Source organism: Embleya sp. NPDC020886 (assembly GCF_044333915.1).
GTDB lineage: Bacteria > Actinomycetota > Actinomycetes > Streptomycetales > Streptomycetaceae > Embleya.
This window is the reverse complement of the sequence record NZ_JBIRRX010000004.1, coordinates 387,141-410,707: the sequence shown is the minus strand read 5'-3', so window position 1 is coordinate 410,707 and position 23,567 is coordinate 387,141. Positions and strand designations below refer to the sequence as shown.

Genomic DNA, 23,567 nt, shown 5'->3' with positions numbered 1-23,567 from the left:
CCTTCCAGGAGTCCGAATGTCCGTTTCACCCACCTTCGTCGACATGTTGAGCCGTCGCCGGCTCGTCCAGGGAATCGGTACGGGCGCCGCCCTGCTGGGCCTCGCCGGCTGCCGCTCGGCGGTGGACCGGGACAAGACCGCGCCGGCCGGGGCGGCGGGCAGACCCAGGCGCGGCGGCACACTCAGAGTGGCCACCCTCGCCGATCTGACCCCGGCCCTGTTGTTCACCCAGGGCCCGATGTTCAGCATTCATCGGCTGGTCTTCAACACCCTGACCCACTACGCCCCCGGCGGGCTCGATCCACAACCCGAACTGGCCACCGGATGGCAGATCGCGCCGGACGGCAAGGCGATCACGCTGACCCTGCGCGAGGACGTCGTCTTCCACAACGGGCGCCCGTTCACCGCCGAGGACGTGGTGTTCGCGGTGCAGAACCTGCAGAACCCGCAGCGCAGCGCCCAGTTGCGGGCCACCGCGCTGGCGGTCACCGGCTTCGACATCGCCTCGCCGCATCGCCTCACGCTGCGGCTGGCCCATCCCGTGGCCAACATCTTCGACCTGTTCGAGTTCATGGTGATCTCCGCCAAGGAGTCGGTCGAGGACGCGGTGCTGGGCCGGAACGTGGTCGGCACCGGCCCCTTCGTGTGGAAGACCTGGACCCCGGGCACCTCGCTGGTGCTGGACCGCAATCCGAGGTATTGGGTGCCCGAGCGGCCCTACCTGGACGCGGTGGAGATCCGGGTGGTCCCGCAGCCGGACGCGCTGATCGCCTCGCTGCGCAGCGGCCAGAGCCATCTGGCCGCCGGCCTCGGTGGGCGCGACATCGTGCCGTTGCGCGACGACAAGGCGCTCGATCTGCGCGAATACGACCAGGGTTCGGGCAACATCTACCTCGGGGTGAACACCTCGGTCGCCCCGCTGGACGACCAGCGGGTGCGCCAGGCACTGTCCTTCGCGGTCGACCGGGACCGGATCGTCAAGCAGGCGCTGGGCGGCTACGGGCTCGCCTCGGCCGCGCCGTGGCCCAAGTCCTCGCCGGCATACACCGACGCGGACGCGAATCGTTACCCGCACGACCCGGCCCGGGCCAAGGCGCTGTTGGCCGAGGCGGGCCACGGCGGCGGCCTCGACCTGCCGATGGCGTTCTTGAGCACGGCTCCGGCGGTGGCCCAGATGGTGCAGTTCGATCTGGCCCGGGTCGGTGTCCAGACCACCCTCGAACCGCTGGATCCGGCCAAGTTCCAGGCCCGGTTGATCGCGCAGACGATGCCGGCCCTGTGGACCGGCACGCACGGCTTCGCGTCCAACCAGCCAGCCACGCTCGCGGTCAGCGCGTATCCGTTCAACGAGGCCAGGAACACCTCGAAGTTCGTCGACCCCGCGTACACCGAGATCGTGCAACGCGCCTGGAACCAGACCGACGCGCGCTCGGCGGCGGCCAAGGTCGCCTACGCCGAACTGGGTCGGGCGCTGCTGGACCGGCAGTTCATCATCGACCTCGCGGTGCTGACCAATGTGCAGCCGGCCACCGCGAAGCTGCGCGACGTGCGACAGAACCGCTACAACGCGACCGTGCTCGACGACGCGTACCTGGCGGGCTGAGATGAGCGGCTACCTCCTGCGCCGACTGCCCTCGGCCCTGCTCGTGCTGGTGCTCGCCTCGTTCGCGATCTTCGCCATCCTGCGGCTGATCCCGGGCGATCCGGCGACCACGCTCGCGGGCTCCGATCCCTCTCCCGAAACGGTCGCCGCGATCCGCGCCGACCTCGGCCTCGACCGGCCTTTCCCGGCCCAGTACTTCTCCTGGATCGGCGACCTGCTCACCGGTGACCCGGGCCGGTCGTACCTGATCGGCGGGCGGATCACCGACCTGATCGGGGCCCGGTTCGGCAACACGCTCGCACTCGCGCTGGGCGCCCTGGTGCTGATGCTGGTGCTCGGCCCGATCCTCGGCGTGCTCGGCGCCACCGCCCGCGGCCGTGTCCCGCGCGCGCTGCTGAGCGCGGTCGACTCGGTCTCGCTGACCGTGCCGGTGTTCGTCACCGGGGTGTTGCTGGTGCTGCTGTTCGCGGTGACCTGGCGGTTGTTGCCGCCGGGTGGACACGAGTCGATCGTGGCCGACCCGGTGATCGGGTTGCAGTACCTGGTATTGCCCGCGTTGTGCCTGGCGTTGCCCGGCTCGGCGGTGCTCGCCCGCTACCTCGGGGACGGCGTGCGCCAGGCGCTCGGCGAGGACTACGTGCGCACCGCCCGCTCGCTGGGCGTCTCGCCCCGGCGGATCCTGTGGCGGCACGCGCTGCCGAACGCATTGCCCCCGGTGTTGACCGTGCTCGGCATGCAGGTCGGCGCGCTGCTGGGCGGTGCGGTCGTGGTGGAGGCGCTGTTCGCCTGGCCCGGACTGGGTCAGCTCGCCGAACAGGGCGTGGCCCGGCGCGACTACCCGGTGGTCCAGACGCTGTTGTTGCTGCTCGTGGGGGTGTACGTGCTCGTGCAGTTGCTGACCGACATCGCCTACGCGCTGCTCGACCCGAGGGTGAGGCTGGGATGAGCGCCGCAGTGATCGTCGACGAGGCCCCGGCACCGATCGCGCCCACGAAGCGGGCGCGCAACCCCTATATACGGGGCTTGCGCACACCGCGCGGGATCGCCGGGCTGACCGTGGTCGCCCTGGTGGTCCTGCTCGGCCTGGCCGCACCGCTGTTGACCCGGTACGCACCCACCTTCCAGACCGCGGACGCGCTGCTGGGGCCGAGCGGGGAGCATCCGCTGGGCACCGACGAGATCGGCCGCGACCTGTGGTCGCGGGTGCTGTTCGGGATCCGCACCGACCTGATCGTGGTGGTGAGCGCGGTACCACTGGGCGCGCTCACGGGCTGCCTGCTCGCGCTGGTGTCGGTGACGTCGCGGTGGGCGGACGTGGTCGTGCAGCGCGCGTTCGACCTGGTGCTCGCGTTTCCCGGGCTGATCCTGGGCCTGACCGTGACCGCCGTGCTCGGTGCCGGCAAGAGCACGGTGATCGTGGTGATCGCGGTGGTCGAGGCGCCCGCGTTCGGCCGCATGTTGCGCGGCGCGATCCTGTCCCACCGCGAGCGCGAATACGCGTTGGCGGCCCGGGTCGGCGGCGCCGGTCGGGTCCGGCTGCTGGTCCGGCACATCCTGCCGAACGCGGCCGATCCCCTGGTCGTGCAGATCGCCGTGTCGTTGTCGATCGCGGTGATCGTCGAGGGCGCGATGAGCTTCATCGGCATCGGCGTGCGTCCGCCCGAGCCCTCGCTCGGCTCGATCGTCAGTGGCTCGGTGATGCACCTCCAAGACCACCCGAGCTACGCCATCGGCCCGCTCGTCGCCATCAGCGCGTTCGTGCTGGGCCTGAACCTGATCGCGGAAGCACTCAACAAGGGGGTCCGGCGATGACCGTCACGATCGACAAGCCCGCACAAATCCGGGCCGGCACCCCGCTGTTGGCCGCGCACGACCTCCGGGTCGTCTTCGACTCCGAGCGCGGCCCGGTGCACGCGGTACGCGGCGTGGACCTGGAGTTGGCCGTCGGCGAAATGTTGGGCGTCGTCGGCGAGTCCGGCTCGGGCAAGTCGACGACCGCGCTCGCGTTGGCCCGGATGTTGCCGCCCGCGGGCCGGATCGTGGGCGGCTCGGTGCTGCTGGACGGCGACACCGACCTGGTCACGGCGTCCGAGGCGGCACTGGTCGGGGTGCGCGGGCGGCGCATCGGCATGGTCTTCCAGGACCCGATGACGTCGCTGAATCCGCTGCTGACGGTGCGCCGACAGTTGCACGAGGCACTGCGCGCCCACGGGTTCGGCGACCGACGGGCCCGCGAGGCCCGTGCGGTCGAGCTGGCGGAGCTGGTCGGCATCCCGGGCGCCCGGTTGTCCGGCTACCCGCACCAGTTCTCCGGCGGCATGCGGCAGCGGGTGATGATCGCGCTGGCCCTGGCCAACCGGCCCGACGTGCTGATCGCCGACGAGCCGACCACCGCGCTGGATCCGACCGTGCAGGCGCAGATCCTGGAGTTGCTGGACACGCTGCGCCGCGAACTGGGCACCGCCGTACTGCTGATCACGCACAACATGGGGGTGGTCGCCGAACGCTGCGACCGGGTCGCGGTGATGTACGGCGGTCGGGTGATCGAGCAGGGTCCGGTCGCCGAGGTGCTCACCGCACCTCGACACCCCTATACCGCCGGACTGTTGCGGGCGGTGCCGCGCCTGGACACCCCCGCCGGCACCCGACTCGCCGGGATCCCCGGGACCCCGCCGGACCTGGCGCTGCCGGTGCTCGGCTGCGCGTTCGCGGACCGGTGCGCCGCGGTGATCGACCGGTGCCGAACCGAACAACCGGACCTGGTCCCGGTCACCGACGACGTGCGCAGCGCGTGCTGGGTGCCGCCGACCGAGGCACCCGCCCACGAGCCCGGGCCGATCCGGCGCAACGCACCGGATCCGACCTCGCCGGTGCTCGAAGTACGCGGCGTATCGAAGTCGTTCCGCTCCCGAAGGCGGCCGGCGGTGGCCGCGCTGACGGACGTGGACCTGGTGCTGTATCCGGGCGAGACGCTCGGCGTCGTCGGCGAGTCCGGTTCCGGCAAGTCCACCCTGGCCCGGGCGATCGTCGGCATCCACAAGCCCGATCGCGGGGTGATCCGGGTGGCCGGCAAGGGTCGGCTCGCCCGCGAGGTGCAGATGGTCTTCCAGGACCCGTTTGCCTCGCTCAACCCGCGGATGACGGTCGGCGACATCGTCGCCGACCCGCTGCACGCCCAGCGCATCGGCACGCCGCTGGAACGCCGGGCACGGGTCCTGGAGTTGCTCGAACGGGTCGGTCTGGATCCGGCCGCGGCCTCCCGCCTGCCCCGCGACTTCTCCGGCGGGCAGCGGCAACGCATCGGCATCGCCCGGGCGTTGGCACCCGCGCCCTCGGTGCTGATCTGCGACGAGGCGGTGTCCGCCCTGGACGTCTCGGTGCAGGCCCAGGTGGTCAACCTGCTCGCCGAGCTCCAGGCCGAACTGGGTCTGGCGTTGCTGTTCATCGCGCACGACCTCGCGGTGGTGCGCTCGATCAGCCACCGGATCGTGGTGCTGCGCGAGGGCCGTGTGGTGGAGACCGGCCCGGCCGACGATCTGGTCGCGCATCCGCAGGACCCCTATACGAAGGCCCTGTTGGCCGCCGTCCCCTCCCCCGTTCCGGTCGCCGTGCGTGCGGCCGAGGCAGTCTGAAGGAGCGTCACGTGCCCATTCCCGACGAACGACACCGGGATCCGTACCAGGGCTTCCCGGGCCGGGTCGGCCGCACCTTCGCCACGTCCGAGCCGGCCTGGCCACAACCGCGTGCGGCCCGTCCGGGCGCGCCGAACGTGGTCGTGGTGCTGATCGACGACATGGGCTACAGCGACATCGGCCCGTTCGGCTCGGAGATCCCCACTCCCACTCTGGACCGACTCGCCGAGCGGGGCCTGCGGCTGACGAACTATCACACGATGCCGCTGTGCTCCCCCGCCCGGGCGGCGCTGCTCACCGGCCTGAATCCGCACCGGGTCGGCTACGCGATGGTGGCCAACGCCGATCCCGGCTTCCCGGGCTACGGCATGGAGATCTCGGACGACATCCCGACCCTGCCGCAGACCCTGCACGACGCGGGCTACGCGACCTTCGCGGTCGGCAAGTGGCATCTGGTGCGCGATTCGGCGTCCAATACGGCCGACCATCGCGGCAACTGGCCGCTCCAGAAGGGCTTCGACCGGTACTACGGCGTCCTGGAGGGCCTGACCAGCCTGTTCCATCCGCACCAACTGGTCCGGGACAACTCGCCGTTGGACATCGACGAGCTGCCCGAGGACTACTACTACACGGACGACATCACCGATCAGGCGATCGCGATGATCAAGGGCCTGCGCGCGCACGACCACGACAAGCCGTTCTTCCTCTATGTCGCGCACAACGCGGTGCACGGCCCGTTGCAGGCGAAGGCGGCGGACATCGCGGCGCAGCGGGGCCGCTACGACCGGGGCTGGGACGTGTTGCGCGAGGAGCGCTTCGACCGGCAGCGGTCGGCCGGGCTGTTCGACCCGAACACCCGGCTGCCCCGGCGCAACTTCGAGGCCGGGCAGGAGGTGGGCGCGTGGGCCGACCTGGAGCCGCGGACCCGGGAGTTGTACGCGCGGTACATGGAGGTCTACGCGGGCATGGTCGCGAACATCGACCACAACCTGGGCCGACTGGTGGACACCCTGGCGGCGCTCGGCGAGTTGGACAACACCGTCATCGTGTTCACCTCGGACAACGGCGGCACGGGCGAGGGCGGCGCCGAGGGCACCCGGGCCTACTTCAAGCGGTTCAATCAGCACCCGGCCAAGCCCGCCGACTGGCGCGGCGACATCGAGCTGGACCCGGACCTGATCGGCGGGCCGCGCAGCCTGATCCACTACCCGCGCGGCTGGGGCATGGCCTCGAACACGCCGTTTCGGCTGTACAAGGGCCAGACCTACGCGGGCGGGGTGCGGGTGCCGTTCGTGATCTCCTGGCCGGCCGGGTTGCGCGAACGCGGGGTGCGGCCGCAGTACCAGTACGTCACCGACGTGCTGCCCACGCTGCTCGACCTGGCCGGTGTGCCGGTTCCGCCGGAACGATCGGGCGCGCCGACGCAGGAGTTGGACGGGACCTCGTTCACGAACGTGCTCGCGGATCCGGCCGCCGAGTCGCGGCATGGCGAGCAGTACAGCGAGATGGTCGGCAATCGCAGCTACTACCGCCACCCCTACAAGTTGGTGACGCACCACCGGGCGGGCGACGCGTACGACGACGAGGAATGGGCGCTGTACGACATCACCGCGGATCCGACCGAGATCGACGATCTGGCGGACCGACATCCGGAGGTGGTCCGGGAGTTGGCCGCCGCGTGGGAGGCCGACGCGTGGCGCAACGGGGTGTTCCCGCTGGCCGACGGCGGGGGGCTCGCGCTGCGTGGGCCGGCCGAGGAGCGGCTGCGCCGGCCGGTGCGGTTGCTCGCGGGCACGCCGGAGCTGGAGCGTTATCGCTCGGCGAAGCTGATCACCTTCCGGGACTTCGAGGTGTCCATCGAACTGGGCGGGCACGGGGCCGCCGATCAGGGCGTGCTGGTCTCGCACGGCGATCAGGGCGGTGGGTACAGCGTCTATGTCGAGGACGGCCGGCTGTTCTTCGCCTACAACGAGTACGGCGAACTGCACGAGGTGGACGCGGGCGAACTGGCGCCGGGTACCCGGGTGGTGGTGCTCCGGGCACACGCGCGGCCGCACTTTCGCTGGGACTTCACGGTCGCGGTGGACGGCGAGGACGTGGCCTGGCTGGAGGGTGTGCACATCCTGATCGGGATGGCGCCGCTACAGGGGATCAGCGTCGGCGTGGATCGCAAGTCGCCGGTGTCCTGGCCGCTGTGGGAGCGCCGTCGCTCGTTCCGCTATACGGGCGACCTGACCGCGGTCACCTACACCCCGGGGCCACCGGCCCCCTACGACCCGGAGACGGTCGTTCGCGCGCTGCGCGAGGCGGCGGCCACGTTCGAATAGCCCCGGTCCGACACGGTGACCGCTCGGCGACCGGGCGGTCACCGTGTCTCCTGCGTGCCCTACCGTGCTCCGATGCGACAGGAACAGGTCACGCTCGTACTGCCGGACTCGGCCGGGCCCAAGTATCGATCTTTCGCCGTGGACGGCGCCGAGTTCGTCCGGGCCGCGTGGTCCGGGGAGGGGGCGGCTCGGCAGACCCGCAAGGAGTTCGCCGATCCGGCCGCCGCGGTGGTGACGCTGCGTCGGGAGGTGGGCAAGGCGCTGCGGGCCGGGTTCGTCCGGCTGGGCGGGCCGGAGGATCCGGTGGTGTTGGAGTTCATGCCGCCGGGCAAGACCGCGTCGCGGGCGCTGGACCTGCATCCGGACGGGCACACGGTGCTGATCGCCTACGACGGCGCGATCCGCCTGGTGGACGTGGCCACCGGGGTCCGGCGCACGGTGCACGCGGTACCGACGGACGAGCGGCCGACCGGCATCCGCAGCGTGTTGTTCGACGCGACCGGATCGGCGGTGGTCTACACCGTCGGCGGGTTCACGCGTCGGCTCGACCTGGTCACCCTGCGCGAGGAACAGCTCGCCGGTTACCGGCAGTTCGAGGACGCCCTGTTCAACCCGTACACCGTGCAGCCGTCCTGGGACGCGGCCCGTGAACGACTCGTGGTCTTCGACTCCGGCGACCGGGTGCGGGTCCTGGACGCGGCCGGTGCGCAGGTGTGCGAGGTGTCGACCGACTCGTCGACCACCGAGTGCCGGGCCGCCGCGCTGTCCGCGTCGGGCCGGCTGCTGGCGGTGTGGCGGGTCAGTCGTGGGTTGGTCTACGGGCACCGGGACGCGATGCAGGACTCGACCAACGAGGTCGAGGTGTGGGACGTGGCGACCGCTCGCCTGGCGGCCCGGGTGCCGCTCGCGTGGGAGATCGGCGACCTCGGCTTCGATCCGAGCGAGACCCTGCTCCTGGTGAACCGGGGCCGGGTGCACGGGCCGTTCGCCATCTCGATCGACACCGGCGAGCCGGCCTGGCACTTCACCGACCCGCACCACCCGAACGGTTGGAACACGTGCTACGCGTGGGCCTACTCACCGAACGGCAAGCGACTCGCGGTCGGCGGCCGTCGCACCGGCGCGCTGCACGTGTACGACGCGCAACTGCGCGAGGCCGACGGGCGGGCCCTGCCCGGCCACGACGACCAACGAGTACGCCGCCTCGCCTTCTCCGCCGACGGCACCCTCCTGGCCACGGGCGGCGACTTCGGCCGGGTCTTCGTACGCCGGGTCTAGCGGGTCCTCGCGGGCGGCCCGACCGGCCGCAAAACCGCCCGTGCGGACGACCGGGCAACGTGGTGCCCGATCACCCGCACGGGTGAACGAAGGGCTACGGGGTCTTCGCCGCGGCGCACAGTGCGGCGATCGACTCGTCGGTGCAGTCGGCCCAGAAGGCGCCGACGACGTCCTCCAACTGGGTCATCGAGCGGGCCGCGTACAGGATGTCCTGGTAGTGGGTGATGTCGTACTGCATCGTGCCCATCGACACCAGGTCGAGGTCGCGGATGTCGACGGTGCGGAACTCGCGGATCTCGCCGTAGGACGACATGATCCCCGCGCCGTACGCCTTGAGCACGCCCGCCTCGTGCATGACGCCGAATTCCAGGGTGAACCAGAAGACCTTGGAAACGAATTCCAGCGCCTCGCGGCTCTCCACCCGGCGGGCCGCCTCGCCGGCCACCCGGTACAGCGCGGCGAACCGGTCCGAGGCGAGCATGTTCGCGTGCCCGATCACCTCGTGCACGACGTCCGGCTCGGGCGTGTAGAGCGGCACGCTGTGGTGGCGGATGTACTGCGTCGAGTGGAAGTACGAGTCGGCCAGTGATCCGTAGAAGTCGCGCAGCGGGACCAGGCCGGCCGCAGGCAGGTAACGGAACCCGGTGAGCGGCTGCAACGCGCCGCCGACCTCCTCCAACTGGGGGATCCGGTCGGTCGGCAGTTTCAGCCGCGCGGCACCCTCCAGATAGTCCGCGACCGCGAACTCCGCGTGCGCGATCGACAACTCGCGCGAGACCAGGCGCCAGACCTCGTGCTCCTCCTCGGTGTACTCGACCTCGGGGATCGGGTCGCCGCGGTGGTGCTTCAGGGCCAGCTCCGCGATGCGGTTGCGCCGCTCGCGATACACCGCGTCCGCGAACCCCGGGTGGCTGCGGGACAGCTCGACCTCGACTCCGCCGTCGGCCCTGCGGGTGACCGGGGCCAGATATTGGGCCTCCTCGAACATGGCGTCTCCTGATCGCATCGCCATCGGCTCGCCGGACGAGCCGAGGTACCCATACAGCACCAGTATGCGACGAATGCCTACTTTTCGGACCAATCGGTCCGGTGGGGGCGGTCGCGTGGATCGGCTGCGCCTGCATCGAGACGGGATTCGGGCCCGCGTGGCAGGATCGCCCGTACATCGGGGAGGGCACCGTCGGGAGGGGGCGCGGTGGTGGATTCTCGCGGCATGGCCGGGGATCGTTCGAAGCGACGCGATGTGGTCGAGGCGCTCACCGAGACCTCCGACCATCTCGACTTCGCACTCGCCATGGTGCGCCGCATCGTCGGCGACCAGGAGCGACTGACCCAGTTGACCGAACGCATTCGCGAGATCGAGACGCGACTGCGCGACGATCGGTACTACCTCGCCGTGATCGGGGAGTTCTCGGCCGGCAAGAGCACGTTCATCAACGCACTGCTGGCCGAGGACCTGCTGCCCACCTCGGCGCTGCCGACCACGGGCGCGGCGACCAGGATCACCTACGGTGACGAGTTCGCCGTCGAGGTGCGCTTCAACGGCGACGGATACCGCTACGTCTACCCCTCCGGGCGCTACACCGGCGCGGCCAGTCCGCTCGGCGGGATGCTCGCCCAGTTGGCCCCGCACGTGGCCGTGCCCGACGACACGGCCGGCGTCCTGCGGCTGCTCACCGCCGACGACACCATCGCGCCGCACGTGCAAAGCCTGGAGGTGCGCCACCCCGCCGAGGCACTGCGCGACGGGCTGGTGATCATCGACACTCCCGGCACCAACGCCCGGGTCGGACACACCGAGATCACCCGCACGGTGATGCGCGACATCGCCGACGTCGCGGCGGTGCTCACCGCGTCCACGTCGCCCTCGCCGGTGTCGCTGGCCGAGTTCCTGACCGACGCGCTCGACCCCGGGCAACTGCGCCGTTGCATCGTCCTGGTCACCAAGATGGACCACATCGACGAGGACGAGCGGGAGGATCTGCTCGCCCACGTCCGGCAGCGGTTCGCCCGGATGCTGGGCGTGGCCGATCCGGTGATCGAGCCGGTGGCCGCCGAGCCGGTGGTCCGGCTCGCCTCCGGACGACCGTTGCGCGGACCGGAACAGGCCTACTGGGCCGAGGAGTTCCCGCGCACGCTGACCCGACTCCGGGACCTGATGCAGCGCCAGCGCATCGTCGCGGTATCCGACCACCTGCTCCGGCTCCTGGAGGACCTGCTCGAGGAACTGCGCCGCGAGGTGACCCTGGCCCAGCAGCGGCTGGACGCCGAGGAGGCCGAGCTCGCGGGCGCCCGGATCGCCGACATGGCCGCCTTCGTCCGGGCCCAACACGGCGAGACCGCACGCCTGCTCGGCGCCGGCGCCCAGCGCGCGCAGCAGGCGGTCGGCGGCATGGCCCCGCAGTGGTGGCGCTACACCCAGGCCGAGATCGACCACACGTTGGACGGCGCGGAGACCCCGGACGAACTGCGCGCGGTGATCGCGGTCCGCGCGCCCGAACTGATCCGCCAGGGCCTGCCCCGGATCGGCGACATCGTGCAGCAGGCCGTCACCGGCGCGCTGGCCACCGCCGCCGAGAGCGCCCGGGCCGCCGCCGACACCGCGTTCGAGGCGGCGTATCGCAAGCTCGGCGCGATCCACCGCCCGGCCGGCCCGGACCGGGTCACCGTGCTGACCGGGCATCAGCTCGCGGACGCGGCGATGCGTACATATCAGGACTCGGTCACCGGGGTCACCCAGCAGATCCGCGCCGTGCGACTCGATCCGGCCGGGCCGCGCACCCCCGGCGCCCGGATCGGCGGCGCGCTGGACCAGTGGTTCGGCGGCGCCCGCCACGGCGAGCCGGGAGCACCGTCCGGCCGAGCCGGCTTCGGCGGATTCATGGCCAAAGTGGCGGATTCACTCTCATCCACCGACATGACGGCCCTGCGGAACCGCGCACGCGTCGAAATGCATCAGACACTGCGAACCGTCGCCGACGGTTTGTCCCGACAGATCGACGAAGCCGTCGGCACGGCCACCACGCACTATTCGCTGGACGTCTCACAACACGTGGACCGCTACCGGGCCAGGTACGAGGCGACGGTCGCCGAACTGGTGACCGAGCATCACCGCCGTGAGGATATTCTCGCGGCTCGCAGAAGCCTGTTGCAGGACGCGGACAGGCAGACGGAACGGCGCCGCGACACGGTGAACAACCAACGCGAGCGCCTCACACGCCGGGGGGAATTCGGCAGATGAGCGACTACACGCACGACGACGACCTGTTCGCGATGGTCTCCGACGACACCATCGACACACTGGACACCGCCGACGGGGGCACTGTCGGGGCGGCACCACTGTGGGAGACCGACGCGGGCGGCGAGAGCAACGGCGCCTATCCCAACTCCACTCTGCCGTACACGGACCCGAACTTCGATCCGCTGCACGACCCGAACTACGACCCGTTCCACGCGGACAGCGACGGCGACGGCAAGATCGACATGTACGACCCGCAGATGTTCGACCCCAACGACGGAGGCGACCCGGCCGCCACGCCCAGTCAGCAGTGGCGCGACGACCAGCTCGCGAACGACCCGTACGGCTCGGACCCGTACGCCGATCCCTACGGCGACCCGTACGCGGACCCCTACGGCGACCCGTACGGCAGCGACCCGTACGCCGACCCGCAGGGCGGCGACCCGTACGCCGACCCGGCGAGCTACCCGGGCACGGGCAACAGCGAGCCCGGTGTCCCCGCCGCGTGGGGCGCCGTCGACGACGGTTCGGGCAACTGGACGTACCACGCGCCGAACAACTGGACGCCGGCCGAGTTCGACGGCTTCGGCGACCCGGTCGGCGACGCGCAGTACTGGCAGCAGCAGGTCAGCCCGACGAGCTGCGCGGTGGTCTCCCAGGGGATGATCCTGGAGAAGCTCACCGGCCTGCCGTTGGACGAGAACGCGCTGATGACCGAGGCCCAGCAGGCCGGCATCTACGACCCGGAGAACGGCACCAGAACCGACGACATCGGCAAGCTGCTCGAAATGCACGGCGTGGACACCGACATGGTGCCGGGCGCCGACATGCAGCAGATGCTCGACGCGTTGGAGAAGGGCGATCAGGTCATCGTCGCCCTGGACGCTCAGGAGATCTGGTCCCCGATGCAGGACCCGGCCACCGGTGCGCCGATGGAGCAGGACCCCACGATGGGACACGCCGTGTGGGTCACCGGCATCGACACCCAGCCCGACGGCTCGGTCTACGTCCTGCTCAACGACCCCGGTGCGCCGTTCGGCCAGACCGAGCCGATTCCGCTCGCGGACTTCGTCAACGCGTGGCAGGACCGGGACACCACGATGATCGTCGCCCACCCGACGCACGCCTGATCGTTCGACATCACAACGGATTCGATGGGAGTAGGGACAACACATGTCGTTCGATCGTGAACACGTGCTGCGCCAGGCCGCACAGGTACAGCCGCGCCGACGCCCGGGCGTCGCGGGCCTGTTGAGCGGGATCCACCGCAGCGACGAGCTGCGCGGCTGGGTCACCATGGAATCGGTGGCGCTGCCGCCGGTGCCCGAGCGAACCGCGAACGGGTGGACGTTGTGGAGCCTGATCGGGGTCGGCAAGGCCACCCCGGGGCGCCGCGAACTGCCGATCCGCCCGGTGTGGGGCGCGGTCCGGTGGGCCTGGCCGTCCGAGGACGTGCTCCGGCACGTGAAGCTGACCGAGTTGCCCGAGGTCGCCAAGTCGATCGAGAGCACGATCGCGGACGAGGCCGCCTGGTCGTTGTCGATGCAGCCGGAGGCGCTGGCCGAGCGGGCCCGCTTCTTCCAGTCGCTCGGCCGCTTCCTGGCCGACCCCGAAGCGGACGCCAAGGGCGGCCCGCGGATCCTCGCCGGGCTGTACGCGCGGGTGATGCCCGAGGGGGCGGTGGCCGCCTACCACCGACTCGTGCCGAGCACGACCTCGTGGTTGCGGGCCGGTGCGCCGCGTGAGGCGGCGGCGCGTCGCGACTCGGGCGACTCGCCCTCCGGCCGACCCGGCCCGTCGGGGCAGACGGCGGACCGGAGGCAGGCCCCGGCTCCGGGTCCGCGCCCGGCGGGCGGCGCTTCGGCTGTTCCGGGGCCGAATCCGGGCTGGGCGGGTCGCCTCGCGGGCGGCCCGTCCGGCGCGGGCGGGTCGGCGGGCGCAGGCGGGTCGGCGGGCGCGGTCCCGCCGCCTGCCGCGCGGGTCGCGCGGGTCGCGCCCGGGGCGCCGGCTGCGCGCAGGCCCGCACCGGCCGGCGAGGTGCCCGCCGGCTCGGTGACCAGCCTGGTCAAGCAGGCCCCGTCGGCGACCACGCTCGGCCGTCGGATCAACGACGCCCAGGCGATCGCCGGCGACTTCGGCCTGGACGCCATCGCCGCCGAACTGGACCGGTTGCGGGCCCGCATGCGTCGGCCCGGGCTGCGGATCGCGGTGGTCGGCGAATTCGGCCGCGGCAAGTCCTCGCTGATCAACCGGCTGCTCGGCGCCCCCGTGTTGCCCGAGGGCCGGCACACCCCGGTCCCGCTGGTGATCGCCGCCGGGCCGGAGCCGCGCCTGGAGTTGCAGTTCGCCGACGGGCGGGCCGAACCCAGGCCGGCGGTGTCCGCGTCGTGGGACGAGGTGCACCGGCTGAGTGAGCGGGAGGACCCGGATCAGGTCCGACTGGTCGGCGTTCGGGTGCTCGTCGCCGACCCCGAGCTGGCCAAGCTGGATGTCGAGTTGGTGGACACCCCCGGTGTCAACGCCGGGCGCGGCAAGGGCACCGACGCCGAGGAGGAGGACCGCCGGACCGAGGACCTGGTCCGGCGCACCGTCGCGGCCAGCGACGCGGTGCTGATGGTGGTCTCCGCGAGCGCGCCGCTCGGCCTGTCCGAGACCGCGTTCCTGGAGGAGGAGGTGATCGCCCGGCACGTGCCGCGGATCACCGTGGTGGTGTCCAAGCTGGACACCGTCGACGAGGACGAGCGCGAGGACATCGTCGACTACCTGGGCGGCCGGGTGCGCCGCATCGCACCGACGCTGCAGGTGCTCGCCGGCCCGCATCGCGAGGATGTCTCGCCGGTGACCGGCGTGTTGGCGCGGATCACCGAGTACACCACCTCCGGCGGCCGGCGCAGCATGCGCTCGCGGCAGACCGCGGGCCAACTGCTCGCGCTGCTCGACGAGATGGCCCGGGTGGGCCGGGACGGCCTGGCCGCGGTCGAGCTGGGCGCGGCCGAACGGCGGCGCGCCGTCGAGCAGTCCGAGGTGGAGATCGACCGGATGTCCGCCGAGTGGGGCAAGGTCCGGGTCGAGCTCCAGCAGCGACGCACCCAGACCGCGGAGAAGTTCCGCGAGCACCTCCAGCTCTCGCGCGGCGACCTGTTGGACACGCTGCGCTACGAAATGGAGCGCGCGCCCGACCCGCGGACCTGGTGGGAGCGCGACCTGCCGTTCCGACTGCGCCGCGAACTCACGGCGATGGCCAAGAAGTTCGAGGCCCAGTTGCATTCCAGCGTGCAGGCCGACGTGCAATGGCTGGACGCCAAGATGAAGGTGCACTTCGGCCGCGGCAGCGGCTACCGGCTGGAGAAGGTCGAGCAGTTGTCCACCGAGTTCGAACTCGGCGAGGCGGAGTCGCTCGGCCTCAAGGACCTCAAGAGCCGCAAGCTCGCCTGGCGGATCGGCCCGACCGGCCTGGCCGTGCTCGGCGCGCTGTTGATCCCGCTCACCGGCGGCGTCTCCGCGCTGCCGATGGGGGCGAGCATGGCCGCCTCTGCCGGCGGCATGGTGCTCGGCGAGGTCAAGTCGACGTCGTTGACCGAGGGTCAGCGCGCCCAGGCGATGAAGGCCCTGGAGCCGACGGTCGAGGAGGTGCTCGGCGGCTTCTCCGAGGAGGTCTCCAAGCGCCTGCACACGCTCTACGCCGGCGTGATGGACGAGGCGGTGCGCGGCCAGAAGGCGTGGCGCACCGATCGACAGACCGCGCTGGCCAAGGTCGGCACCGATGGACCCGCATGGCAGGATCTCATCTCGCGCAGCGAGCAGCTCGGGGTGCAGCTCGACACCATGCTGGGTGCCAGGGGCTGACAGCCGTCGAGGAGGGGAGCGTTCAGGGTGGACAGGGGTCACGGGGCGGCCGATGGGGCCTACGCGGGTTACGGCGCGTGGCGGGCACGGCAGGAGACCCTGGTCGGCCTGATCGACCGGCTCACGCCGATCGTGGCCGGACTGCGGATCGGTGCGGGCGTCAAGAAGTTGGATTCGTTGAAGCAGCGGGCCGCGTCCGAGGCGTTCAAGGTGATGATCGTCGGCGAGTTCAAGCGCGGCAAGAGCACGGTGATCAACTCGATGCTCGGCGAGAAGGTGCTGCCCTCCTTCGCGCGTCCGTGTACCGCGATCATCAACGAGGTGACGTGGGGTGACACCCGCTCGGCGCTGATCTATCCGCTGGAGGCGGACGGTACGGCGGGCGATCCGCTGACCGTCGGCGTGGACGAGATCGCCGACTACGTCACCATCGGCGCGGACGACGACAACACCCCGAATCCGTACGAGCGGGCGGTGGTGCGCTGGCCGCTCGAACTGTGCCGCAACGGCGTCGTGGTGGTCGACTCGCCGGGTCTCAACGAGGCCCCCGAGCGCGAGAAGGTCACCCTGAACTACCTCGAACAGGCCGATGTGCTGGTGTTCGTGGTGGACTGCCAGGCCGCGATGTCGCGCAGCGAACAGCTCTTCCTGGACGTGCACGTCAAGGCGCGCGGACACGAGGACGTGTTCTACGTCGGCAACAAGATCAACCTGGTCGAGGAGGAGGAGCGCGAGGACGTGCAGCGGGAGATCCGCAAGCGCCTCTCGCCCTACCTCTCCCGCCCGGACCGGGTCTTCTTCGTCAACGCCCGGGCCGCGCTGACCGGCCGGCAGAAGGGCGACCCGGAGCTGCTGGCCGGCTCCGGGATGCCCGAACTGGAGCGCGGCCTGGAGGACTTCCTGACCCGCGAGCGCGGCCGGGCCAAGATCCTGTCGCCCGCCCGGGAGTTGAAATACCTGCTGATCGAGGCGCGCGAACAGATCGACCGCAAGGAGGCGTTGCTGACCCAGGACGTCGAGGAGTTGCGGGCCACCTACGAGCGGGTCCAGGGTCCGCTGACCCGGCTGGAGCAAAATCGCCGGGTGATCGTCGCGCAGATGGAGGAGCACCTGCGCGAGACCCGCGGCGAGGTGGAGGCCGCGACCCGGCGGTTCATGGACCGGGTCGCCGCGAACATCCCGAACTGGGCGCAGGAGTACGACCCGAGCAACACCATCGGCGCCAATCCGTTCAACGCGCGGGAGAAGATGGAGGCGGCGGTCAAGGAGATCACCGACCATCTCTCCGGGCGGGTCCAGGTCGAGTTCGCCCAGTGGCAGGAGAGCGAACTCAAGCCGCTCGTCGCACGTCGCGTCGAGGACATGGAACGCATGATCGACGACGACGTGAAGCAGTTCGTCACCCGCATCGACGAGATCCGCGCCTCGCTCACCGCCGGCCCGGTCGGCACCGACGAGGACGGCAAACCCTCGACGCCGATCGAGCGGCTGCTCGCGGACGCGGTCAGCTTCGTGCTCGACCCGGCGACCGCGGTCTCCGGCGGCAAATTCAACCTCAGGTCGATGCTCACCGCGCTGCTGCCGCAGATCGCGGTCGGCACGGCGGCCTTCCTGGTCGGCCTGGGCCCGTTCGTGATCCTCGGCGCGGTGCTCGGTTCGACCGTGTTCAAGGGCGCGCTGCAACTGAACAAGGCCAACCGCCGGCTCAAGGAACAGGTCGCCGAGCAGGTCCAGCTCGAACTGCGCAAGCAGGCCGACACCGACGTGACCAACCTGGGCGAAGAGGTGGTCAAGCAACTCCGCAAGATGCGCGACGCGATCGCCCAGGGCCTGGACGCCGAGATCAAGTCGATCCGCGACGAGGTGGGCGCGGCCCTGCGCACCAAGGAGCAGGGCGAGTCCGACGCCAAGCGCGAAAGCACCGAAATGCGCCGCTACGCCCAGGAACTCAACCGGGTGGACGAATCCCTGGCCGACCTCATCATGGACGTGGCCATGTGAAACCCCGGCAGCCGAGTCCACCTCGGCCCGGCCGGCGCTTGGGGCCACTCAGCCCGGCCGACGTTTGAGGCCACTCAGCCCGGCCGGCGCTTGAGGCCACTCAGCCCGGCCGGCGCTTGAGGCCAAATCAGCCCGGCCGGCGCTTGAGGCCACTCAGCCCGCCGGCGCTTGAGGCGAACCCGGCCCGGCGGGCGCAGAGGCCACCCTCAGTCCACCAGATCCCGCACGACCGCGTCCGCCAACAACCGCCCCCGCAAGGTGAGAACCGCCCGCCCACTCCCAAGCGGCTCCAGCAACCCGTCCCCCGCGGCCCGGTCCGCCGCCTTCCTCCCCACCTCCGCAAGGAGCGAGAGCGGCACCCCCTCCGCCAACCGCAGTTCCAGCAGGATGCGCTCGACCCGGCGATCCTCCGCCGTGAGCAACTCACGCCCCTGGCCGGGAGACACCCCCGCGGCCAGCCGCTGCGCGTACGCGGCGGGATGCCGGACGTTCCACCACCGCACGCCACCCACATGGCTGTGCGCCCCCGGCCCCGCACCCCACCAGTCGGCACCGGTCCAGTACAGCTCGTTGTGCCGGCAGCGCGCCGCGTCGTCGGCGGCCCAGTTGGACACCTCGTACCAGCCGAGCCCGGCGCCGGAGAACGCCTCGTCCGCCATCAGGTACCGGTCCGCGAGCACGTCGTCGTCCGGCATCGGCAACTCGCCGCGCCGCACCCGCCCGGCCAGCCGGGTCCCGTCCTCGACGATCAGCGCGTACGCCGAGACGTGGTCGGGCCGAGCCCCCAGCACCGCGTCCAGCGAGGCCCGCCAGTCGTCGTCGGACTCCCCCGGCGTGCCGTAGATCAGGTCCAGGTTGACGTGCTCGAACCCGGCCGCACGCGCGTCGGCCACACACTGCTCGGGCCGACCCGGGGTATGCCGGCGATCCAGGATCTGCAACACGTGTTTGCGCGCGCTCTGCATGCCGAACGACAGCCGGTTGAAGCCGCCCGCGAGCAGCGTGTCCAGGTAGGCCGGATCCACCGACTCGGGATTGGCCTCGGTGGTCACCTCGGCCCCGGCGGCGAGCCCGAACTCGTCCCGGATCGCACCCAGGATCCGAGCCAGGTCCGAAGCCGGCAGCAGGGTGGGCGTGCCACCGCCGAAGAACACCGTCTCCACCGGTCGGTCCACCTCGCCCAGCAGCCGCCGGGCCAGCCGGATCTCGGCGATCGCGTCGTCCGCGTAGGACCCCTGCGAGGCCGACCCGCCCAGCTCGGTCGCGGTGTAGGTGTTGAAGTCGCAGTAGCCGCACCGTGACGCGCAGTAGGGCACGTGCACGTAGAAGCCGAAGGGGCGACCCGCCCCCGCGAACTCGGCGAGTGCGGACGTGGGCAACGAACCGTCTTCGGGCACGGGCAGACCGTCGGGGGGTGCGGAGGGCATCCTCCCATTGTCCACGAGCCGGCGACCGGCCTCGGCGATCGTCGATCCGCGCGGTCCGCCCCGGGCTCAGGTGACCAGCGTGTCCTTGTACATGTCGTCGAGCAGTTCCGCGTACTCCCGCTCCACCGCCCGTCGCTTGACCTTCAGGCTGGGCGTCAGCTCGCCGTGCTCCACGCTCAGGTCGCGCGGCAGGATGGCGAACTTCTTCACCGTCTGCCAGCGCTGCAGCCCGGCGTTGAGTTCCTCGAGACAATCGGCGATGAGCGCGCGTGCCTCGGCGCTGCCGGCCAGTTCCTCGTACGAGCTGTCCCGCAGTGCCGGTCGGTCGGCGGCCCAGCCCCGGATCGCGTCCGGGTCCAGGGTGATCAGCGCGGAACAGAAGTTGCGGCTCTCGCCGTGCACCAGGATGTTGCTGACGTACGGGCACATGCCCTTGAAGCGCCCCTCGATCTCGCTGGGCGCCACGTACTTCCCGCCCGACGTCTTGATCAGGTCCTTCTTGCGGTCGGTGATCCGCAGGAAGCCGTCCTCGATCACCGCGATGTCGCCGGTGTGCAGCCAGCCGTCCTCGGTGAGCACCTCGGCCGTGGCCTCGGGGTTGTTGTGATAGCCCTGCATCACCGCCGGGCCGCGCACGAGCAGCTCGCCGTCCTCGGCGATCCGCAGCTCCGAGCCGGGCAGCACCACGCCGACGGTGCCGATGCGGTGCGCGTCGTAGCGGTTGACCGAGCTGCCCGCGCTGGCCTCGGTCAGGCCGTAGCCCTCCAGGATGGGGATGCCGATCGCGTCGAAGAACTCCGCGACGTCGGGCGAGAGCGCGACACTGCCGGATATACAGCCCTTGAGCCGGCCGCCGAACAGGTCGCGCAGCTTGGCGAAGACGAGCCGATCGGCCAGCCGATACCTGGCCTCGGACAGCGCGGAGGGCGTACGACCGGCCTGCCGGGTCTGTGACATCTCCCGACCGACGCCGATCGCCCACCGGAAGATCCGATACTTGAGGCCGCCCTCGGCCCGCATCCGCACGTGCACGGAGTTGTACACCTTCTCGAACACCCGTGGCGCGGCGGCCATGAAGGTCGGGCGCACGATCGGGAGGTTGGTGATCAGCTTGGGGATGCGACCGTCGATCGCGGTCGGGTAGCCGATCCGGATCTGGCCGGACATCATCACCTTGCCGTAGCAGTGCGCGAGCGGCAGCCACAGGTACTGCAACTCGTCCATGTCGGTCAGCCCCATCGCGGCCTGCGCGGCGGCCTGATAGGCCCACGTGTCGTGGGCGAGCCGAACTCCCTTGGGCCGGCCGGTGGTTCCGGAGGTGTAGATCAACGTCGCGAGCTGGTCCCGGGTGATCGCGGCGACCCGGGTCTCGATCAGATCCGGCTCCTTCGCCAGCCGGGCGCGGCCGAGTTCCTCCAGTTCGGCGAGGGTGAGCACCCAGTCGTCGCCGTCCCGATCGGGCGTGTGGTCGAAGACGATCACCTTGCGCACCGCGCCGAGGGCGGCCCGCTCGCCGCGCAGCTTGGCGAGTTGGGCGTCGTCGGCGGCGAAGGCCGCCACGCTGCCGGAGTCGGCCAGGATGAAGGCCGCCTCGTCGGCGTTGGTGGTCGGATAGACGGTGGTGGTGGCCGCTCCGGCGCACATGATGCCCAGGTCGGCGAGTACCCAGTCCAGCCTGGTCTCGGCGACGATCGCGACCCGGTCCTCGGGTTCGACCCCCAGCACCACCAGGCCGGCGGCGATCGCCTTGGCCCGGTCGCCGGCCTGTCCCCAGGTGAGCGAACGCCATTCCTCGCGGTCGCCGTCACCCACCGCCACCGGGTGCCGATACGCCTCGCGTTCGGGCGTCGCGCGAATGCGCTCCAGGAAGTCCGCGGCGATGGACGGTGGGCGGTGGTCGATGCCGACCGACTCTGGACTCACTGCGACCTCCTGCTCCTGGGCGGCTGACGGCCCGGGGATGTCGACCCGGGTGGATCCCGGGCTGCGCGGTTCAGGGAGTGCTGGCAATGCCGAGTACCGGTATCGATACCGGTATCGGCGGGGGTGAGAGCCCGATGTCGGTAGCGGCCGGGGGTGGGGCGTCAGGTATCGCGGGAGCAAAAAAGCAAAGCGGGTGCATCGGTTCTGCCCGATGCACCCGCAACGTACGCCGCCGCAGGGCTACGCGGTAGTAGCTTCGCCCGGATCCGTCCGCGAATCGCGCGCGCCACACCCGCCGTGCCCGGCCGCGGTGTCCTGCTTTCCCGCCGCCTGCTTGCCGCCTACCTCTTCCCGCCTACCTCTTCCCGCCGCTGTCGTCGGTGGACAGCGCCGCGATGAAGGCTTCCTGCGGCACCTCCACACGGCCGACCATCTTCATCCGCTTCTTGCCTTCCTTCTGCTTCTCCAGCAGCTTGCGCTTGCGGCTGATGTCACCGCCGTAGCACTTGGCGAGCACGTCCTTGCGGATCGCGCGGATGTTCTCGCGGGCGATCACCCGGGCCCCGACCGCGGCCTGGATCGGCACCTCGAACTGCTGACGCGGAATCAACTCGCGCAGCTTCTTGGTCATCTCGACGCCGTAGCTGTACGCCTTGTCCTTGTGCACGATCGCGCTGAACGCGTCGACGGCCTCGCCCTGGAGCAGGATGTCGACCTTGACCAGCGCGGATTCCTGCTCGCCGGTGGTCTCGTAGTCGAGCGACGCGTAACCGCGGGTCTTGGACTTGAGCGCGTCGAAGAAGTCGAACACGATCTCCGCGAGCGGCAGCGTGTAGCGCAGCTCCACCCGGTCCTCGGAGAGGTAGTCCATCCCGATCTGGACCCCGCGCCGGGTCTGGCACAGGTCCATGATCGTGCCGATGTACTCGCTCGGCGCCAGGATCGTGGCGCGCACCACCGGCTCGTGCACCTCGGCGATCTTGCCGCCGGGGAACTCGCTCGGGTTGGTCACCGTGTGCTCGGTACCGTCCTCCATGACCACGCGGTAGACCACGCTCGGCGCGGTGGAGATGAGCTCCAGGTTGAACTCGCGCTCCAACCGCTCCCGGACGATCTCCAGGTGCAGCAGGCCCAGGAAGCCGCAGCGGAAGCCGAAGCCGAGCGCGACCGAGGTCTCCGGCTCGTACACCAGCGCGGCGTCGTTGAGCTGGAGTTTGTCGAGCGCGTCGCGCAGCTCGGGGTAGTCCGACCCGTCCAGCGGATACAGGCCGGAGAACACCATCGGCTTCGGGTCCTTGTAACCGCCGAGCGCCTCGGTCGCACCGTGGTGCAACGAGGTGATCGTGTCACCGACCCGGGACTGCCGAACGTCCTTCACGCCGGTGATGATGTAGCCGACCTCGCCGACGCTCAGGCCGTCGGACGGCTTGGGCTCGGGCGAGATGACGCCGATCTCCAGGAGTTCGTGGGTCACCCCCGTCGACATCATCTGGATCCGCTCGCGCTTCTTCAGGTCGCCGTCGACCACCCGGACGTAGGTGACCACGCCCCGGTACGAGTCGTAGACCGAGTCGAAGATCATCGCGCGGGCGGGCGCGTCCTTGGCCCCGATCGGCGGCGGCACCAGACGAACGCACTCGTCCAGCAGTTCGGGCACACCCACACCGGTCTTGCCGGAGACCTTGAGCACGTCCTCCGGGTCGCAGCCGATGATGTGCGCGAGCTCGGCCGCGTACTTCTCGGGCTGGGCGGCCGGCAGGTCGATCTTGTTCAGCACCGGGATGATCTGGAGGTCGTTCTCCAGCGCCAGGTAGAGGTTGGCGAGCGTCTGCGCCTCGATCCCCTGGGCCGCGTCGACCAGCAGGATCGCGCCCTCACAGGCGGCGAGCGAACGGGACACCTCGTACGTGAAGTCCACGTGACCGGGGGTGTCGATCATGTTGAGGATGTGGGTCCGGCCATCGGGGGCCGTCCACGGCAGCCGCACCGCCTGCGACTTGATGGTGATTCCGCGCTCACGCTCGATGTCCATGCGGTCGAGGTACTGCGCGCGCATCTGTCGCGCATCGACCACACCGGTGATCTGAAGCATCCGGTCGGCGAGCGTCGACTTGCCGTGGTCGATGTGGGCGATGATGCAGAAGTTCCGGATCAGCGCCGGGTCGGTACGGCTGGGCTCCGGCACGTTCACTGGCGGGGTCGCGGGCACGCGGGCTTCCAGATTCTCGATCGGGTGGACTGGCGAGGGCTTGCGAGGGTCGTGCGGTCTCGGGGTCTTGCGAGGTCCTGCGG

General features: G+C 70.7%; 14 protein-coding genes. 10 read left to right on the top strand and 4 right to left on the bottom strand.

Annotated features, from left to right (window positions below; translation table 11 throughout):
* Positions 1-16 precede the first annotated feature (16 nt).
* The 6 genes from ACH4U8_RS16855 (at position 17) to ACH4U8_RS16830 (ending at position 8,840) form a co-directional block, all read left to right on the top strand.
* A complete protein-coding gene (locus ACH4U8_RS16855; RefSeq protein ID WP_395778554.1) occupies positions 17-1,603 on the top strand; it encodes an ABC transporter substrate-binding protein in 1,587 nt (528 codons plus the stop codon).
* Between the two features lies 1 nt (position 1,604).
* Positions 1,605-2,549 (top strand): ABC transporter permease, encoded by a 945-nt coding sequence (locus tag ACH4U8_RS16850; RefSeq protein ID WP_395778552.1) that lies wholly within the window; start codon positions 1,605-1,607, stop codon positions 2,547-2,549.
* Positions 2,546-3,415 carry an ABC transporter permease gene (locus ACH4U8_RS16845; RefSeq protein WP_395778550.1) on the top strand — a complete coding sequence of 290 codons (870 nt, stop codon included), beginning with the start codon at positions 2,546-2,548 and terminating at the stop codon, positions 3,413-3,415. The genes ACH4U8_RS16850 and ACH4U8_RS16845 overlap by 4 nt, the downstream gene beginning before the upstream one ends.
* Positions 3,412-5,235: a dipeptide ABC transporter ATP-binding protein gene (locus tag ACH4U8_RS16840; protein ID WP_395778548.1), complete on the top strand. Its 1,824-nt coding sequence runs from the start codon at positions 3,412-3,414 to the stop codon at positions 5,233-5,235. The genes ACH4U8_RS16845 and ACH4U8_RS16840 overlap by 4 nt, the downstream gene beginning before the upstream one ends.
* Before the next feature lie 11 nt (positions 5,236-5,246).
* Positions 5,247-7,562: an arylsulfatase gene (locus ACH4U8_RS16835; RefSeq protein WP_395778546.1), complete on the top strand. Its 2,316-nt coding sequence runs from the start codon at positions 5,247-5,249 to the stop codon at positions 7,560-7,562.
* Positions 7,563-7,634: 72 nt separating this feature from the next.
* Positions 7,635-8,840, top strand: coding sequence for a WD40 repeat domain-containing protein (locus ACH4U8_RS16830; protein WP_395778544.1), 1,206 nt, complete (start codon positions 7,635-7,637; stop codon positions 8,838-8,840).
* 94 nt (positions 8,841-8,934) lie between these two features.
* Here the strand turns inward: ACH4U8_RS16830 and ACH4U8_RS16825 are convergent, their stop codons facing one another.
* Complete coding sequence (locus ACH4U8_RS16825) at positions 8,935-9,828, bottom strand: phenylalanine 4-monooxygenase (RefSeq protein WP_395778542.1); 894 nt, start codon at positions 9,826-9,828, stop codon at positions 8,935-8,937.
* Between the two features lie 225 nt (positions 9,829-10,053).
* On the opposite strand from ACH4U8_RS16825, the gene ACH4U8_RS16820 reads away from it, so the two are divergent.
* From ACH4U8_RS16820 to ACH4U8_RS16805, 4 genes are read left to right on the top strand one after another with little or no spacing between them, the layout of a single operon-like run.
* Entirely contained in the window at positions 10,054-12,081 is a 2,028-nt protein-coding gene (locus ACH4U8_RS16820) for a dynamin family protein (RefSeq protein WP_360304592.1), read from the top strand.
* Positions 12,078-13,208 carry a hypothetical protein gene (locus tag ACH4U8_RS16815; protein WP_395778540.1) on the top strand — a complete coding sequence of 377 codons (1,131 nt, stop codon included), beginning with the start codon at positions 12,078-12,080 and terminating at the stop codon, positions 13,206-13,208. The genes ACH4U8_RS16820 and ACH4U8_RS16815 overlap by 4 nt, the downstream gene beginning before the upstream one ends.
* A gap of 43 nt (positions 13,209-13,251) precedes the next feature.
* The gene (locus ACH4U8_RS16810; protein ID WP_395778538.1) at positions 13,252-15,924 is read left to right on the top strand and encodes a dynamin family protein; all 2,673 of its coding nucleotides are present in this window, start codon (positions 13,252-13,254) and stop codon (positions 15,922-15,924) included.
* A 27-nt stretch (positions 15,925-15,951) separates the two neighbouring features.
* Positions 15,952-17,925, top strand: a complete 1,974-nt coding sequence (locus ACH4U8_RS16805) for a dynamin family protein (protein ID WP_360304586.1) — start codon at positions 15,952-15,954, stop codon at positions 17,923-17,925.
* 206 nt (positions 17,926-18,131) lie between these two features.
* Here ACH4U8_RS16805 and hemW read toward each other — a convergent pair whose 3' ends face one another.
* The 3 genes from hemW to lepA form a co-directional block, all read right to left on the bottom strand.
* Entirely contained in the window at positions 18,132-19,352 is a 1,221-nt protein-coding gene (gene hemW, locus ACH4U8_RS16800) for a radical SAM family heme chaperone HemW (RefSeq protein WP_395778536.1), read from the bottom strand.
* Positions 19,353-19,418: 66 nt separating this feature from the next.
* Positions 19,419-21,275, bottom strand: a complete 1,857-nt coding sequence (locus tag ACH4U8_RS16795; RefSeq protein ID WP_395778534.1) for an AMP-dependent synthetase/ligase — start codon at positions 21,273-21,275, stop codon at positions 19,419-19,421.
* Positions 21,276-21,630: 355 nt separating this feature from the next.
* The gene (lepA, locus tag ACH4U8_RS16790; RefSeq protein ID WP_395778533.1) at positions 21,631-23,484 is read right to left on the bottom strand and encodes a translation elongation factor 4; all 1,854 of its coding nucleotides are present in this window, start codon (positions 23,482-23,484) and stop codon (positions 21,631-21,633) included.
* Positions 23,485-23,567: the final 83 nt, after the last annotated feature.

Coding starts and splice junctions, on each gene's coding strand:
- ACH4U8_RS16820 (WP_360304592.1), top strand. CDS start 10,054: ATGGCCGGGGATCGTTCGAAGCGACGCGATGTGGTCGAGGCGCTCACC.
- ACH4U8_RS16840 (WP_395778548.1), top strand. CDS start 3,412: ATGACCGTCACGATCGACAAGCCCGCACAAATCCGGGCCGGCACCCCG.
- ACH4U8_RS16845 (WP_395778550.1), top strand. CDS start 2,546: ATGAGCGCCGCAGTGATCGTCGACGAGGCCCCGGCACCGATCGCGCCC.
- ACH4U8_RS16855 (WP_395778554.1), top strand. CDS start 17: ATGTCCGTTTCACCCACCTTCGTCGACATGTTGAGCCGTCGCCGGCTC.
- hemW (WP_395778536.1), bottom strand. CDS start 19,352: ATGCCCTCCGCACCCCCCGACGGTCTGCCCGTGCCCGAAGACGGTTCG.
- ACH4U8_RS16810 (WP_395778538.1), top strand. CDS start 13,252: ATGTCGTTCGATCGTGAACACGTGCTGCGCCAGGCCGCACAGGTACAG.
- ACH4U8_RS16830 (WP_395778544.1), top strand. CDS start 7,635: ATGCGACAGGAACAGGTCACGCTCGTACTGCCGGACTCGGCCGGGCCC.
- ACH4U8_RS16815 (WP_395778540.1), top strand. CDS start 12,078: ATGAGCGACTACACGCACGACGACGACCTGTTCGCGATGGTCTCCGAC.
- ACH4U8_RS16825 (WP_395778542.1), bottom strand. CDS start 9,828: ATGTTCGAGGAGGCCCAATATCTGGCCCCGGTCACCCGCAGGGCCGAC.
- ACH4U8_RS16850 (WP_395778552.1), top strand. CDS start 1,605: ATGAGCGGCTACCTCCTGCGCCGACTGCCCTCGGCCCTGCTCGTGCTG.